Raw genomic sequence first — 14532 nt, forward strand, 5'->3', positions numbered from 1 at the left:
AATGAGCCGCTCGACTTTCCTGAAAGCCACGACGGCGATCGTGCTGGCGGGCGCCGTCATGCCGGCATCCGCGCGCGAGAAGCGGCTTGAAATCGAACCATATCTGGAGGTTAACCAGACCGTCCTGACCGACATCAAGGGCGGTGACGGCGATGTCCTGGCCTATAGCAGCGCGGCGGTCGGTGTGGATGCCCGCGTCACCACCCGCGATGCGGAGGGGCAGGCCAATATCCGCTACGAACATCAGTTCGGCTGGGGCGGTAATGTCGGCGATCAGGATATTATCAGCGGCATCGCCCGCGCCCGGATCGATCCCATCCAGGATATTTTGCATCTTGAGGCGGGCGGAATCGCCACCCGTACGCGCAGCGACTTTGTCGGCGCGGGCAATGGAGCGCTCGCGGGCGCGGACGCCATTGCGAAGATTTATTCCGGCTATGTCGGTCCCACGCTCACCACGACTGCGGGCGACCTGACGATCAACGCCGCCTATCGCTTGGGATATACGAAGGTTGAGGACGATAGCGGCCCTGCCCTGCCGGGCGGACAGCGGCTGCGCTCCTATGACAGCAGCCTGTACCAGAGCGCCAATGCGTCGGCCGGCATGCAGCCCGGCCCGCTGCCGGTCGGCTGGACCGTCAGCGTCGGCTATGACCGGGAGGACGCCGATCCGCTCGACCAGTTGTTTGAGGATAAATGGGCGCGTCTGGACCTGACCCTGCCGGTTTCTCCGACCACGGCGATTGTCGGCGGCGTGGGATATGAGGATCTGGAGATTGGCCAGCGCGATGTGCTGCGCGACGCCAATGACAATCCCGTTATTTCGCCGTCCGGCCGTCTGGTCACGGACAAATCCTCGCCGCGCCAGCTATCCTATGACTTTGACGGGCTGATCTGGGATGTCGGCGTGCTCTGGCGGCCCAGCCGCCGCACCTCGCTGGAGGCGCGGATCGGAGAGCGTTACGGCTCCTGGCGCTTCACTGGCAATTTCACCTGGCAGCCGGATCGCGACAGTTCGGTCAGCATTTCCGTGTTCGATGGCATCGACAGTTTCGGCCGCATGATGAACGGATCGCTCGTCGGTCTCGGCACCAGCTTCAACGTCCAGCGCAATCCGTTCACCGGCGATCTCAGCACCTGCGTATTCGGCGTGCAGGGCGGTGGCCAGTGCTTCAACGACGCGCTTTCGGCCATCAGCGCGGCCAACTTCCGCCATCGCGGCGTCAACGCGCAATATTCGGCCGAGCGCGGCGCGTGGAACTGGGGCGTCGCCGCGGGTTACGCCCGCCGCAAGTTCATCGCCCCGGCTGGCGGCGTGTTCGACGAGGTCAACGGCGCGACGGATGAGAATTATTACGTCAATCTCATCGCGGGCCGGAAGATCGATCAACGGTCGGGCGTGAACGGCACCATCTATGCCAACTATTATGACTCCGGCGTGGATGGCGTGCTCGATGTGCTGAATGCCGGGGCCTATGCCAGCTATTATCGCGACTTCACCCGCCGTCTGACCGGCACGGCCTCGGTCGGCGTCGACGGGGTGGACCCCAAGGGCATTGAGAGCATCATCAGCGCGCTCGCCCAGATCAGCCTGCGTTACCAGTTCTAAGCGTTCGAAAGAGGTACGAGATGTACGATCAGTTCTACGGATTGAAGGGGCGGCCGTTCCAGCTCACGCCCGATCCGCATTTCTATTTCGAGAGCGCGACGCATCGCAAGGCCTTGTCCTACCTCGGTTATGGTCTGGCGCAGGGCGAGGGCTTCATCGTCATCACTGGCGATATCGGCGCGGGCAAGACCACGCTGGTCGGCCATGTCATGGCGTCGATTGATCCGGCGCGTCTCACCGCCGTCAAGATCGTGTCCACCCAGGTGGAGGGCGACGATATGCTCCGCCTCGCCGCCCAGGCATTCGGCGTGCAGGCGGACGGCGTGGCCAAGGCCGAAATCCTGAACCGGATCGAGGGTTTCCTCCATAATCAGGCCCGCGCCGGCCGCCGCACGCTGCTGATCGTCGATGAGGCGCAGAATCTGCCGGTCTCCGCAATTGAGGAATTGCGGATGCTGAGCAATTTCCAGCTTGGCGGGCAGGCGCTGCTGCAGATTTTCCTGCTCGGCCAGCCGGAATTTCGCGACCTGATGGCGTCGCCGGGCCTTGAACAGTTGCGCCAGCGCGTCATCGCCACCCATCATCTCGATCCGATGCTTGCGGATGAAGTTCAGCCCTATATCGAACATCGTCTGGGGCTGGTCGGATGGCAGGGCAATCCGCGCTTCACGCCGGAAGCTTGCGCCGCCATCCATGCCGCGACCGGCGGCATTCCGCGCCGGGTGAATGCCGTGGTCAGCCGCGTACTCCTGCTCGGTGCGATCGATCGCCTTGATCTTATCGATACCCCAGTCGTCGATGCCGTGGTCGCCGACATGAGCCATGAGGGCGAAGTGGCGGAGGCAGCGCCGCAGGCCGCACCCGTTTCCGCACCCGTGGCTGCGCCGGTCCGCGCCGTGCCCGACAGCCCGCCCGCCGAAGCGGTTGCCGCGCCAGCGCCCTCGTCGGCCGACCTGCTCGATCTGCATCGCATCAAGGCGGAACTGGACGAGTTGCGCGCGGCGCTGGCGGACCGGAGCGGCGCCGGAGACCTCAGCGCCCTGTTCGAGCGGCTGAATGCCGTGGAGAAGCGGCTTGCCGTTTCGGAGCAGCGGGCCGCAGATCAGGACGCCGCCTTGCGCCAGGTTCTGACGCTGCTGGTCGAATGGGTTGAGCGCGAGGATGACGTTGCGCTTCACGCGCACGACCGGGCAGCCTAACAGGGGCAGCCCGGCGGGGCGGAGGACAGCGATGCGCAATGCCCTTTCTGTCGATGTGGAGGACTGGTTCCAGGTCGGCGCGTTCGAAAATACGATCGCGCGCGGCGACTGGGCCGGACTGCCGCATCGCGTGGAGCGCAATACCGACGCTGTTCTGGAATTGCTGGATGATGCGGGGGTAAAGGCGACTTTCTTCACGCTGGGCTGGGTGGCGGAACGCTATCCCGCGCTGATCCGCCGCATCGCGGAAAATGGGCATGAGGTGGCGAGCCACGGCTATGACCATCAACGGGTATTCACCTTGACGCCATTCCGCTTCAGGGCTGATCTGAGAAAAGCCCGCAACCTGCTTGAGAATGCGGCGGGATGCCGCGTGACGGGTTATCGCGCGCCGAGCTTTTCCATCGACACGCGCACGCCCTGGGCGCACCCGATTCTGGCCGAGGAAGGCTATGTCTATTCCAGCTCCGTCGCGCCGGTAAAGCATGACCATTATGGCTGGCCGGACTCGCCCCGTTTCGCCTGGCATCCGGTCGAGGGCAGCCCACTGGTCGAACTGCCAGTAACCACGGCCCGCTTCATGGGACGCACGCTGGCGGCGGGCGGCGGCGGGTTTTTCCGCTTGTTTCCCTATGCCTTTTCCCGCTGGGCCGTTAGGCAGGTCAATGGCGATTTCGAGCGCCCGGCGATCATTTATTTCCACCCCTGGGAAATCGATCCGGATCAGCCCCGCGTAGAGGATGCGCCGCTGCGTTCGAAAGTCCGCCACTACACCAATCTGCGTCTCATGGCTCCAAAACTCCGCAGGCTGGCGCGCGAGTTCGCCTGGGGGCGCATCGACGAACTTGTGGAGGCTGAGGCCGCTCGCCTGACATCCGCCGCGCTGGTGGAGCAGGCGGCATGAACGCCAGCTTTGATCCGGCGGCGGTCAGCGTCGAGGAAATCCGGCTGACGGATCGCATGGCCGTGGCGGAGGTTGAGGCTTGGCTGAAAACCCGGCCGGACTCCACGCCCTTTCACCGGCCCGCATGGATCGCGGCGGTGGCGCGCGCCAATGGTCAGCGCGCCATCCTGCTGGTCGCGCGCGATGTCGTCGGCGGGATCGCCGGCGTCCTGCCGCTTGTCCTGATCCGCTCCGCTCTGTTCGGCCGGGCGCTGGTTTCCAGCGGATTCGCCGTGGATGGCGGCATATTGGCGCTCAATCCGCGCGCCGAGGCGGCTCTGGCCGATACGTGCTGGCGGCTGGCGGAGGCGCATGGCTGTTCGACGGCGGAACTGCGCGGCGGGCCTGCGCCTGAAGGGTGGACGGTGAAGGCCGACGCCCATCTGGGTTTCTCCAAGCCGCTGGAGGCGGATGACGAGGCGCAGCTTCTGTCCATACCGCGCAAGCATCGCGCAGAGGTGCGCCGGGGCATGGGCAATGATCTGACGTTCGAGATGGGTTCTGACCGCCGCCTGCGGGACATCCACTACCGCCTCTACTGCGAGAGTGTGCATCGCCTGGGGACGCCCGTCTTTCCCCGCGCGCTGTTCGATGAGGTGCTGGACGCCTTTGGGCCGGATGCGGACATCGCGCTGGTCAGCAAGGACGGGACGCCGCTATCCTCGGTGCTCAGCCTCTATCATGGCGATGCGGTCATGCCCTATTGGCAGGGCGCGGCGCTGGCGGCGCGCGCCGAGCGGTCCAATGAATATCTCTATTTCCGCCTGATGACCTCCGCGCGGGAGCGGGGATGCAGGATTTTCGACTTCGGCCGGTCGAAGGTCGGCACCGGACCCGCCGCATGGAAAAAGACATGGGGTTTTGAAGGCGTGCCGCTCAGCTATGCGCTACGTGCGGCCGACGGGCAGGCCCTTCGGGACGTTAATCCGCTCTCTCCGCAATATCGGCGGAAGGTGGAGATGTGGAAGAAACTGCCCCTCCCCGTCGCCAATCTGGTCGGCCCCTGGCTGGCGCGGGGGCTGGGATGAAAGACGGCGGGATCGGCGAGATCCTGTTCCTCTGTCATCGCGTTCCCTTCCCCCCTGATCGCGGCGACAAGATCCGCTCGCATAATCTGCTGCGCCGGCTGTGCGATATCGCGCCGGTCCATGTCGGCTGTTTTGCCGACGACGCGCGGGACATGGGGTTCGCCACCGAACTTGGCGACATGGCGGAAAGCCACAAGGTCATCCCGCGCAATAACAGCCGGATGCTCGCGGGACTGAAGGGCTTGGCCAATGGCCAGCCGATGCTGGTCGCCCTGTTCGATCATCCCGCCATGCATGACTGGGCGCGCATGATCCTTGCGACGCGCCCCATATCGGCTGTGGTCGCCTATTCGGCGCAGATGGCGCATTTCGTGCCGGTCCTCACCGCGGGCCAGCGCTTCGTCATGGATTTCGTCGATCTCGATTCGGCCAAATATACCGCCTATGGAGAAGGACAGGGCGGACCGCTCGGCTGGATCAACCGGCGCGAGGGCAGGGTATTGCTCGATTTCGAGAAGGCGGTTGCCGCGCGGGCCGATGTCAGCACCTTTGTAAGCGAGGCGGAAGCTGCGCTGTTTCGCGCCGTCAGCGGTCTGGGCGCGGACAAGGTGCGGCCGCTCGAAAATGGCGTGGCGCTCGACTATTTTTCGCCTGATGCGCAGTTTGAGCATCTGTCTGCCGATGAGCGCGGGGCGGGGCCGTTGCTCGTTTTTACCGGCCAGATGGATTACCGCCCGAATATCGAGGCGGTGGACAGCTTCGCCAAGATCAGCATGCCGGTCATTCGGGAGGCCTATCCCGACGCCCGTTTCGCGATTGTCGGCCGCAGCCCGACGCCGGTGGTCGAGGCGCTGGGGGCGCTTCCCGGCGTGGTCGTGACCGGCGGCGTTCCAGATGTCAGGGGTTGGCTTGCCGCCGCCGATGTCGTGGTTGCGCCCCTGCGCATTGCGCGCGGCATCCAGAACAAGGTGCTGGAGGCGATGGCCATGGCACGCCCGGTCGTCGCCTCGGCGCAGGCGTCGGAGGGGATAGATGTGCAATGGGACCGGCATCTGCTGGTCGCCTCCAATGCGGGGCAGGAGGCGTCGCTCGTCCTCAAGCTGCTTTCCGATCCCGCCAAGGCGGCGGAACTGGGCCGGGCGGCGCGTGCCCGTATGGTCGAACGCTATGACTGGAGCGCCACGCTTTCGGGCCTGCCCGCATTGATCCGCGGATGAACCGCGCATTCCCCATGCCACGCACGTCGTCCATCGGAGAGCAACTCGATGGTTGGCGCGGACATATTTTTGCGCTTGGCTTCGTTTCCCTCGCCATCATCCTTCTGTTCGTCCGCGACGTAACGGACATGGCGGCGATCTGGTGGGGAGCGTCCACCTATGGCCATTGCCTTTTCATCCCGTTCCTGATCGCCTGGCTGGTGCAGCAGCGGCTTGGCGGCCTGCGCAGGCTCAACCCGGTCGCCTGGTGGCCGGGCCTGCTATGGCTTGGAGCGGGGGCGCTGTGCTGGCTGGCTGGCGACGCCGCCAGCGTCGCGCTGTTCCGGCATCTTGGCGTGGTGATCATGCTGCAGGGGGCCGCCATCGCCATTCTGGGCGCGAATGTCTCGCGGGCGCTCGCCTTCCCGATCTTCTATGGCTTCTTTCTGATTCCCTTTGGCGAGGAAGTGGTTCCCACGCTGCAGTTGCTGACGGCAAAGCTGGCGGCGGGTCTGTTGGGAATCGCTGGCGTGCCCGCGCATCTCGACGGCATCTTCATCTCGACGCCCACCGGCTATTTTGAAGTGGCGGAGGCCTGTTCCGGCGCGAAATTCCTGATCGCCATGACCGCCTATGCAGTGCTGGTCTGCAATGTCTGCTTCCAATCCTGGGGCCGCCGGGTCGCCTTCACGATGGGCGCGCAGCTCTTGTCGATCCTCGCCAATGGCGTCCGCGCCTTCGCCACCATTTACGTCGCGCACCTGACCACGGTGGACGCGGCGGTGGGGTTTGATCATGTCGTCTATGGCTGGGTATTCTTCGCCCTGATCATGACCGTCACCATGGCCATCGCCTGGCCCTTCTTTGATCGGAAGCCCGGCGATGCGGTGTTCGATCCCGCAATGCTGCAATCGCGCGTTCCAGGCGCGGGACCGCTTGCCTATATCGCGCCCGCCGCGCTTGCCCTCGCTGCATTCGCGCCCCTCTGGTCCTACGCCACGGCTGCGCGCGCCGAACCCGTGCCGTCAAATCTCGCATTGCCGCAAGTGCCGGGCTGGCAGAGGACGGATGCGCCACAGGCTTTCCCATGGACGCCGCGCTTCGACGGAGCGGACCATCTGGCGCTTGGCCGCTACCACGATTCGCATGGCGCCATGGTCGACCTCGCCATTGCCGTGTTCGACCGGCAGGAGGAGAAGCGTGAGCTTGTCGGCTTCGGGCAGGGCGCGGTCGATCCGCAGGGGCAATGGGTCTGGTCCTCGCCCGCGCGCGCGCCGGCCGATGCGCGCGGCGAGCAGATTACCGCGCCGGGGCCGGTCGTCCGCCATGTCGTCAGCTTCTATGCGCTGAACGGCGTGGTCACGGGCAGCGCGGGCAAGGTGAAGCTGGAGACGCTGAAGGCGCGGCTGCTGGGTGGCGACCAGCGCGCCGTCGCGATCCTGGTGTCGGCGGAGCAGGCGGACGGCGCGCCCGCAGACGCCGCGATAGCCGCATTCCTGCGCGATCTGGGGTCCATAAAGGAACTGGCTGACGCAAGCGCAGGCATCCGCTAAGGCCCCTCCATATGTGCGGCATTGCGGGCATCTTCCATCTTGAAACGGCGAAACCGGTCGACCCTGCGCGCGTCAGGCTGATGACTGACGCCATCGCGCATCGCGGGCCGGACGGGGCGGGCGTTTGGACCGCGCCCGGCGTGGGCCTCGGCCATCGCCGCCTGTCGATCATTGACCTTGGCGGCGGCGCGCAGCCGATGCTGACGGAGGATGAAAGCCTGGCCGTCACCTTCAATGGCGAAATCTACAATTTCGCCGCCTTGCGCAAGGAATTGGAGGCGAAGGGGCATCGCTTCCGCACCAACAGCGATACCGAAGTCATCCTGCATGGCTACCGCCAATGGGGCGAGGAATGCGTGAAGCGCTTCGACGGCATGTTCGCCTTCGCTTTGTTCGATCGGCATGCGCAGTCGCTCTGGCTGGTGCGCGACCGGCTCGGCGTGAAGCCCCTTTATTATGCGCAGGTGTCGGACGGCAGCCTGCTGTTCGCGTCGGAACTGAAGGGCCTGCTCGTCCACCCGCTGCTGCGCCGGGAGCCGGACGTCCGCGCGGTCGAGGATTATATGGCCTATGGCTACGTCCCCGATGACGCCTGCTTTGTCGCCGGGGTCAGGAAATTGGGTGCGGGGGAGACGCTTCGCCTGGTGCGCGGCAAGGGCATGTCAGCGCCGCAGCGCTATTGGGACATGAGCTTCGCCGACCGGAGCAATGCGCGCGAACCGGCGCTGGAGGAGGAGTTGGTCTCCCTGATGCGCGCCGCTGTCCATTCGCGCATGGTCGCGGACGTGCCGTTGGGCGCATTCCTTTCGGGCGGCGTTGACAGCAGCAGCGTCGTCGCCCTGATGGCGGAGGCCAGCCCGCGCGCGGTCAAGACCTGCACGATCGGCTTCGACGTCGCCTCGCTCGACGAGACGGCCTATGCCGACCGCATCGCCCGGCGCTTCGCCACCGACCATCGCACGCGCATTGTCTCGCCGGACGATTTCGGCCTGATCGACCGCCTGGCCCACCATTTTGACGAGCCTTTCGCCGATGCCTCTGCGCTGCCGACCTTCCGGGTGTGCGAACTGGCGCGGGAGGAGGTGACGGTCGCTCTGTCCGGCGACGGCGCTGACGAGGCGTTCGCCGGATATCGCCGCCATCTGTTCCAGTATCAGGGAGAGCGGGTCCGCTCCCTGATTCCCGCCTCCGTGCGACAGCCTGTGTTTGGAAGGCTGGGCCGCTGGTATCCAAAGGCCGACTGGGCGCCACGTTTCCTGCGGGCAAAATCGACCTTCATCGAACTGGGGCAGGATGGGGCGGAGGCTTATGCGGCGTCCGTCGGCGTCACCCCCCACGCCATGCGCCAGCGTCTCTACAGCGACTCCATGAAGGCCGCCCTTGCCGGTCATCGCGCCGAGGACCGCTATGTGCGGGCGATGCGCGACGCGCCGGCGCAAGAGCCGCTGGATCGCGCGCAATATGCGGACATGAAGATATGGCTTCCCGGCGATATCCTGACCAAGACCGACCGGATGAGCATGGCGGTGGGGCTGGAGGCGCGTGAGCCGTTGCTGGATCACCGCCTGATGGAATTTGCGGGGCGGTTGCCAGTCAACATGCGAATCCACGGCAACAGCGGCAAATATCTGATGAAGAAGGCGATGGAGGCCTATCTGCCGCAGGATATTCTCTATCGCCCCAAAATGGGCTTCGTCACACCGATCAGCGACTGGTTCAGGGGCGCGCTGGCGAAGGAGGCGGCTGGCATCGCAGGAGGGTCTGCGCTGGCGCGGACGGGTTGGTTCGACCTGAAAGCCGTTGCAAAGGCTGCGGCTGATCACAAATCCGGCATGTCGGATCATGGCCGTCTGCTGTGGCAATTGCTGATGCTGGACAGGGCGTTGGGGCGAGTTTTCAACCTCGGCTGAGGATACAGTGTTACGCAATCGCAACGACGATTGCGTTTGTTGCAATCGTATTACTGATCTTCGCAATTGCGGTAGAAACGGACATCCCGCAAAGAGAATGTGCCTTTCAGGCATCCTCTCCTAAAACTTTTCGGGCTGATCTTCGGATCGGCCCTTTTTTTTGGGCTCAGATTATACTAAAGGCCGGTTGCTGCTGCCGCGCCGAACTATAAAAAGTATTTGGAGCGGAGCCGCCGGTAAGACCGGCATGGCGAGGCTGCGGCATGGGGGATCGAGCCGCGTCACGCGCTCTCCCCCATCCCCTTTTTTCAGGTCCATCAGTATTGGCTCTGTGCGGCCAGAAAGCGCTGCGTGCTCCTGCGAAAGCAGGAGCCCAGTTCCGCCGTCTGATCTGGAATCCTGTTTTCGCTGGCGCGCGCCCGTCATCTCAATCGGGCCGAACTCTATTTGTCGTAACGCGCGCTCATGAAATAAAGGCCATCCGGCGGCGCGTTCAGCCCCAGTTCCGCGCGATCCTTCGCCGCCAGCGCGCGCGACAGGTCCATGCCGGTCCACTTCCCGGTTCCGACCAGAGCGAGGCACCCGACCATCGACCGCACCTGATGATGGAGGAATGAGCGGGCGGCGGCGTCGACAATCACGCTTTCGCCCTCCCGCCGGACATCCAGCCGGTCCAGCGTCTTGACGGGACTGGCCGACTGGCAATGCGCCGACCGGAATGTCGTGAAGTCGTGCAAGCCCACCAGACTCTGCGCCGCGTCATGCATCGCCGCGACGTCCAGCGTCTGCGTCACCCGCCAGGCCAGGCCGGAGTCGAATGTCAGCGGCGCACGGCGATTGACGATACGATATTCATAGGCGCGCCCGATGCAGGAAAAACGGGCATGCCAGTCGTCGGCGACGGCTTCACAGCCCAGGATAGCCACCGGGTGCGGGCGAATGGTGGCGTTGATGGCTTCCATTAGGCGAAAGGGCGTGATCGGCTTTTCAATGTCGGCATGGGCGCGCATCGCCCGCCCGTGGACGCCCGCATCCGTGCGCCCGGCGGCATGGATGATGGCGTTCTCGCCCGTTATGGCATGGATCGCATCCTCCATCGCCTGCTGGACCGACGGGCCATGCGCCTGCCGCTGCCAGCCCATGAAGGGGCGGCCGTCAAATTCCACCGTGAAGGCGAATCGCGTCACTCAGCCATCCACCCGCGTTCCTGCCGGCATATCGAACCCGCGCAGCAATTCGCCTGCGCTCATCGCTGCCTTGCCCGCGCGCTGGATAAGCGTGGGGCGAATGCTGTGACGTCCGCAGCCCAGCAACAGGCTGTTGTCCAGCAACGTCCCGGCAGGTCCGCTCGCATCCTCGCAATGTGCGGCGAGGATGCGGAACCGCTCGCCGCCATATGCGAAGAAGGCGCCCGGAGCCGGATTGAACGCCCGCACCTGACGTTCGACCTGATGCGCATCTTGGGAGAAGTCGATGCGGGTTTCCGCCTTGTCGATCTTCGCTGCATAGGTGACGCCCTCCTGCGGTTGGACCACGGGCGGATGTTCGTCGAGGGCGTCGAGCACGTCCAGCATCAGTTCCGCCCCCGCCACAGCGAGTTCTGCCGTCAGCGCGCCCGCCGTCTTGCCCTCGACCGGGGTCACATGCTTGGCGCGCATCGGCCCGGTGTCGAGGCCCGCCTCCATGTCCATGATGGTGACGCCGGTCACATTGTCCCCGGCCAGTATCGCCCGCTGGATCGGCGCAGCGCCTCGCCAGCGCGGAAGCAGGGAAGCATGGATATTAAGGCAGCCATGGCGCGGCGCGTCCAGGATCGCGCGGGGCAGGATCAGGCCATAGGCGGCGACCACGGCGACATCGGCGTTCAGCGCGGCAAAGGCGGCCTGGACTTCCGCTTCCTTCAGGCTGACGGGCGTGCGCACCTCTATTCCCATCTCCTCCGCCCTCGCATGGACGGGGGAGGGGCGCAGCGCCTTGCCCCGGCCCGCGGGGCGTGGCGGCTGGCTATAGACAGCCACGACATCATGCCCCGCCGCCGCCAGTCGTTCCAGCGCCGGCACCGCAAAATCCGGGGTTCCCATATACACTATCCGCATGCCGCCCTCTCAAGACCTTGCGGGGGCGGAGCGCAAGACCTTATGTGCAGGATATGGCGTCCCCCGAAATCGATGCGCTGACACAGGCGCTCTCCCGGCTTCCCGGTCTTGGTCCCCGGTCCGCGCGGCGGGCGGTGCTGCACCTGCTGAAGAAGCGGGAGGCGGCGATGGCTCCGCTGCTGCGCGCGTTGGAGGCGGTGAATGACCGGCTCTCGACCTGCCATATCTGCGGAAATGTCGATACGGTCGACCCATGCGGCGTCTGCACCGATCCGCGCCGGGACAGCCGGGCGCTGTGCGTGGTGGAAGATGTGTCGGATCTGTGGGCGCTGGACAAATCCCGGCTGTTCCCCGGCCGCTTCCATGTGCTGGGCGGGTGCCTGTCCGCGCTGGATGGCGTGCGGCCGGAGGATCTGGCCATCGATTCGCTGATCGGCCGGGTGTCGGCTGGCGGCATTGACGAGGTGGTGCTGGCGATGAACGCCACGCTCGAGGGGCAGACGACCGCCCATTACATCGCCGAACGGCTGGAGGGCTATCCCATCCGCCTGACCCAGCTCGCCCATGGCCTGCCCGTGGGCGGGGAGCTGGATTATCTGGATGAGGGCACGCTGGCGCAGGCGCTCCGCGCCCGGCGGCCGCTTGGCTGAACGATGCGCTCCGTCGATCAGTGTGACCGGAACAAAGCGCGACCGGATGACTTGATATTCCGCCGCCTTTCCCATATTTTCCGGTGATATATGGCTATTCTTCCTATCATCGAGACACCGGACCCTCGACTCCGCACCATCTCGACGCCCGTTGAGGCGATCGACGATGATCTTCAGCGCCTGATCGACGACATGTTCGACACCATGTACGACGCGCCGGGCATCGGCCTTGCCGCGATTCAGGTGGGCGTGCCCAAGCGCCTGCTGGTCATCGACCTGCAGGAGCCGGAGGAGGAGGGGGGCGATCCCGTCAAACATCCGATGGTGTTCATCAACCCCCAGATACTGGAAGGGTCGCAGGACCTGTCCGTTTATAATGAGGGCTGCCTGTCCGTCCCGGAACAGTTTGCGGAGGTTGAGCGCCCGGCGAGCATCCGGGCAAGCTGGATGGACCGCGACGGACGCATCCGCGAGGAGCGGATCGATGGGCTTCTCGCCACCTGCCTTCAGCATGAGATGGATCATCTGGAGGGTGTGCTCTTTATCGATCATCTGTCCCGCCTGAAGCGCGAGATGCTGCTCAAGAAGCTGACCAAGGCCCGCAAGGCGGCCTGATCTTTCGGGCTGGTCAATATCAGTATCAGCCGTTTGCCCTGAGCTTGTCGACGGGCTGTCCTTCACTTGAAAAGAAGTGCAGCCCCCTTCGGCGAAGCTCATGGCGAACGGGTGTGCGCTATCCAGATGGGATTGATGTTCAGCTCTGACCTTGCCAGCGAAGCGCTGCGCCGGTAAGTTCTCATTTCGTTCCTGTTTTTGAGAGCTTGCCCGGATGGACCCTGTAACCCTTGCGTTGATCGTCCTTGCCGTATTCGTCGCGCTGGGAATCGGGTGGTTCCTGGGCGGCAGAGGGTCGGCCGCGCTCATCGCCGAGAAGGCGGACCTTGCTGACCGGCTCGAAAAGACGACCGAACAGCGTAATGCGGCGTTTAAAGATATAGCTGTAGAGCAGGAACGCGCCGGGCAGGCCGCCGGTCTGCGCGACCGGCTCGATATCGTGCAGGCGGAGCGGGAGGCTGCCCTGCGCGAACTGGCGGCGCTCCATTCCGACCAGCGTGCGCGCACCGAAGCGTTCGAAGCGCAGATCAAGGCGCTGACGGAGGCGAAGGAGCAGCTTTCCGCGCAGTTCAGCGAGATTGGCGGCAAATTGCTGGGCGAGGCGCAGCGTCAGTTTCTGGAGCGCGCCGATCAGCGGTTCGGCCAGGCGCATGAAAAGAGCGAGGCGCAGTTGAAGGCGCTGCTGCAGCCCGTCAACGAGACCATCAAACTTTACGACCAGAAGATCAGCCAGATCGAGCAGCAGCGCACCGAAGCCTATGGCAATCTCACCGGCCTGATCGAATCGATGCGGGTGGGGCAGGAGGCGGTGCGCAGCGAGGCGCAGCGGCTGGTCAATTCGCTGCGCGCTGCCCCCAAGGCGCGGGGCCGGTGGGGCGAACAGCAGCTTCGCAATGTGCTGGAAAGCTGCGGCCTGTCCGAACATGCCGATTTCCAGACCGAGGTCAGCGTGGAGGGCGAGGATGGCCGCCTGCGGCCGGACGCGATCATCCGCGTGCCCGGCGGCCGGGCGCTGGTGATCGACGCGAAAGTCTCGCTCAATTCCTATCAGGACGCCTATGGCGCGGACAGTGAGGAGGAGCGCCGCCGCCACATGGCCGCTCATGCTGCCGCGATGAAGGCGCATGTCGATACGCTGGGCCGCAAATCCTATGCCGATCAGTTCGACGAGGTGCCCGATTATGTGATCATGTTCGTGCCGGGCGAACATTTCCTGTCGGCAGCGCTGGAGCAGGAGCCTTCGCTCTGGGACTTCGCCTTTTCCCGCAGGGTGCTGCTGGCGACGCCGACCAACCTCATCGCCATCGCCCGCACCGTCGCTGCGGTGTGGCGGCAGGAGAAGATGGCCGACGAGGCGAAGCGCATCGGCGCGCTGGGCAAGGAACTCTATGAGCGCATGGCCGTGGCCGCCGGGGCGCTGCGCAAGCTCGGCAACCGCCTCAACGGTGCCGTGGCGGATTACAACGCCTTCTCCGCCAGCTTCGAAACGCGGGTGTTGGTCACTGGGCGCAAGTTTCGCGACCTGAATGTCGAAACCGGCGGCAAGGAGATCGAGATGATCGAGCCGGTCGACGCGCTGGCCCGCATGCCGGGATCGCCGGAGGGGCTGCGGGCGCTCCCGGATCTGGCCGAACCGGGGGCGGAAGCGGCGGAGTAAGGGGTGACTGTCATTCTGATTGACCGGAAAGGCGATGTGCTCCTGCGAAGGCAGGAGTCCAGGCCCCCGCTCTGAA

Annotated in this window: 12 protein-coding genes; 10 read left to right on the plus strand and 2 right to left on the minus strand. The window is 64.9% G+C overall.

Annotated elements, in window-relative coordinates; translation table 11 throughout:
* Window position 1 precedes the first annotated feature (1 nt).
* From KFK14_RS09155 to KFK14_RS09185, 7 genes are read left to right on the plus strand one after another with little or no spacing between them, the layout of a single operon-like run.
* Window positions 2–1609 carry a hypothetical protein gene (locus KFK14_RS09155; protein WP_212610664.1) on the plus strand — a complete coding sequence of 536 codons (1608 nt, stop codon included), beginning with the start codon at window positions 2–4 and terminating at the stop codon, window positions 1607–1609.
* A gap of 20 nt (window positions 1610–1629) precedes the next feature.
* Window positions 1630–2808: an XrtA/PEP-CTERM system-associated ATPase gene (locus tag KFK14_RS09160; RefSeq protein WP_212610665.1), complete on the plus strand. Its 1179-nt coding sequence runs from the start codon at window positions 1630–1632 to the stop codon at window positions 2806–2808.
* A gap of 31 nt (window positions 2809–2839) precedes the next feature.
* Window positions 2840–3712 carry an XrtA system polysaccharide deacetylase gene (locus KFK14_RS09165; protein WP_212610666.1) on the plus strand — a complete coding sequence of 291 codons (873 nt, stop codon included), beginning with the start codon at window positions 2840–2842 and terminating at the stop codon, window positions 3710–3712.
* Window positions 3709–4779 carry a FemAB family XrtA/PEP-CTERM system-associated protein gene (locus tag KFK14_RS09170; protein WP_212610667.1) on the plus strand — a complete coding sequence of 357 codons (1071 nt, stop codon included), beginning with the start codon at window positions 3709–3711 and terminating at the stop codon, window positions 4777–4779. Before KFK14_RS09165 ends, KFK14_RS09170 begins: the two co-directional genes overlap by 4 nt.
* On the plus strand, window positions 4776–5996 hold the full coding sequence (locus KFK14_RS09175) for a TIGR03087 family PEP-CTERM/XrtA system glycosyltransferase (protein ID WP_212610668.1): 1221 nt from the start codon (window positions 4776–4778) through the stop codon (window positions 5994–5996). The genes KFK14_RS09170 and KFK14_RS09175 overlap by 4 nt, the downstream gene beginning before the upstream one ends.
* Window positions 5993–7528 (plus strand): exosortase A, encoded by a 1536-nt coding sequence (xrtA, locus tag KFK14_RS09180; RefSeq protein ID WP_246524978.1) that lies wholly within the window; start codon window positions 5993–5995, stop codon window positions 7526–7528. Before KFK14_RS09175 ends, xrtA begins: the two co-directional genes overlap by 4 nt.
* A gap of 11 nt (window positions 7529–7539) precedes the next feature.
* Complete coding sequence (locus tag KFK14_RS09185; protein ID WP_212610669.1) at window positions 7540–9438, plus strand: XrtA/PEP-CTERM system amidotransferase; 1899 nt, start codon at window positions 7540–7542, stop codon at window positions 9436–9438.
* Between the two features lie 443 nt (window positions 9439–9881).
* Here KFK14_RS09185 and truA read toward each other — a convergent pair whose 3' ends face one another.
* Window positions 9882–10625 (minus strand): tRNA pseudouridine(38-40) synthase TruA, encoded by a 744-nt coding sequence (gene truA, locus KFK14_RS09190; RefSeq protein WP_212610670.1) that lies wholly within the window; start codon window positions 10623–10625, stop codon window positions 9882–9884.
* The gene (gene fmt / locus KFK14_RS09195) at window positions 10626–11534 is read right to left on the minus strand and encodes a methionyl-tRNA formyltransferase (protein ID WP_212610671.1); all 909 of its coding nucleotides are present in this window, start codon (window positions 11532–11534) and stop codon (window positions 10626–10628) included. It abuts the gene before it with no gap.
* 53 nt (window positions 11535–11587) lie between these two features.
* Between fmt and recR the strand changes: the two genes are divergently transcribed.
* The 3 genes from recR (at window position 11588) to KFK14_RS09210 (ending at window position 14456) form a co-directional block, all read left to right on the plus strand.
* Window positions 11588–12184, plus strand: a complete 597-nt coding sequence (gene recR / locus KFK14_RS09200) for a recombination mediator RecR (RefSeq protein WP_212610672.1) — start codon at window positions 11588–11590, stop codon at window positions 12182–12184.
* Window positions 12185–12274: 90 nt separating this feature from the next.
* Complete coding sequence (gene def, locus KFK14_RS09205) at window positions 12275–12799, plus strand: peptide deformylase (RefSeq protein ID WP_070151156.1); 525 nt, start codon at window positions 12275–12277, stop codon at window positions 12797–12799.
* 214 nt (window positions 12800–13013) lie between these two features.
* Window positions 13014–14456: a DNA recombination protein RmuC gene (locus tag KFK14_RS09210; protein ID WP_212610673.1), complete on the plus strand. Its 1443-nt coding sequence runs from the start codon at window positions 13014–13016 to the stop codon at window positions 14454–14456.
* Window positions 14457–14532 lie beyond the last annotated feature (76 nt).

Origin of the sequence: Sphingobium phenoxybenzoativorans (assembly GCF_018286635.1) — a bacterium.
In the GTDB taxonomy this organism is placed as follows: Bacteria; Pseudomonadota; Alphaproteobacteria; order Sphingomonadales; family Sphingomonadaceae; genus Sphingobium; species Sphingobium phenoxybenzoativorans.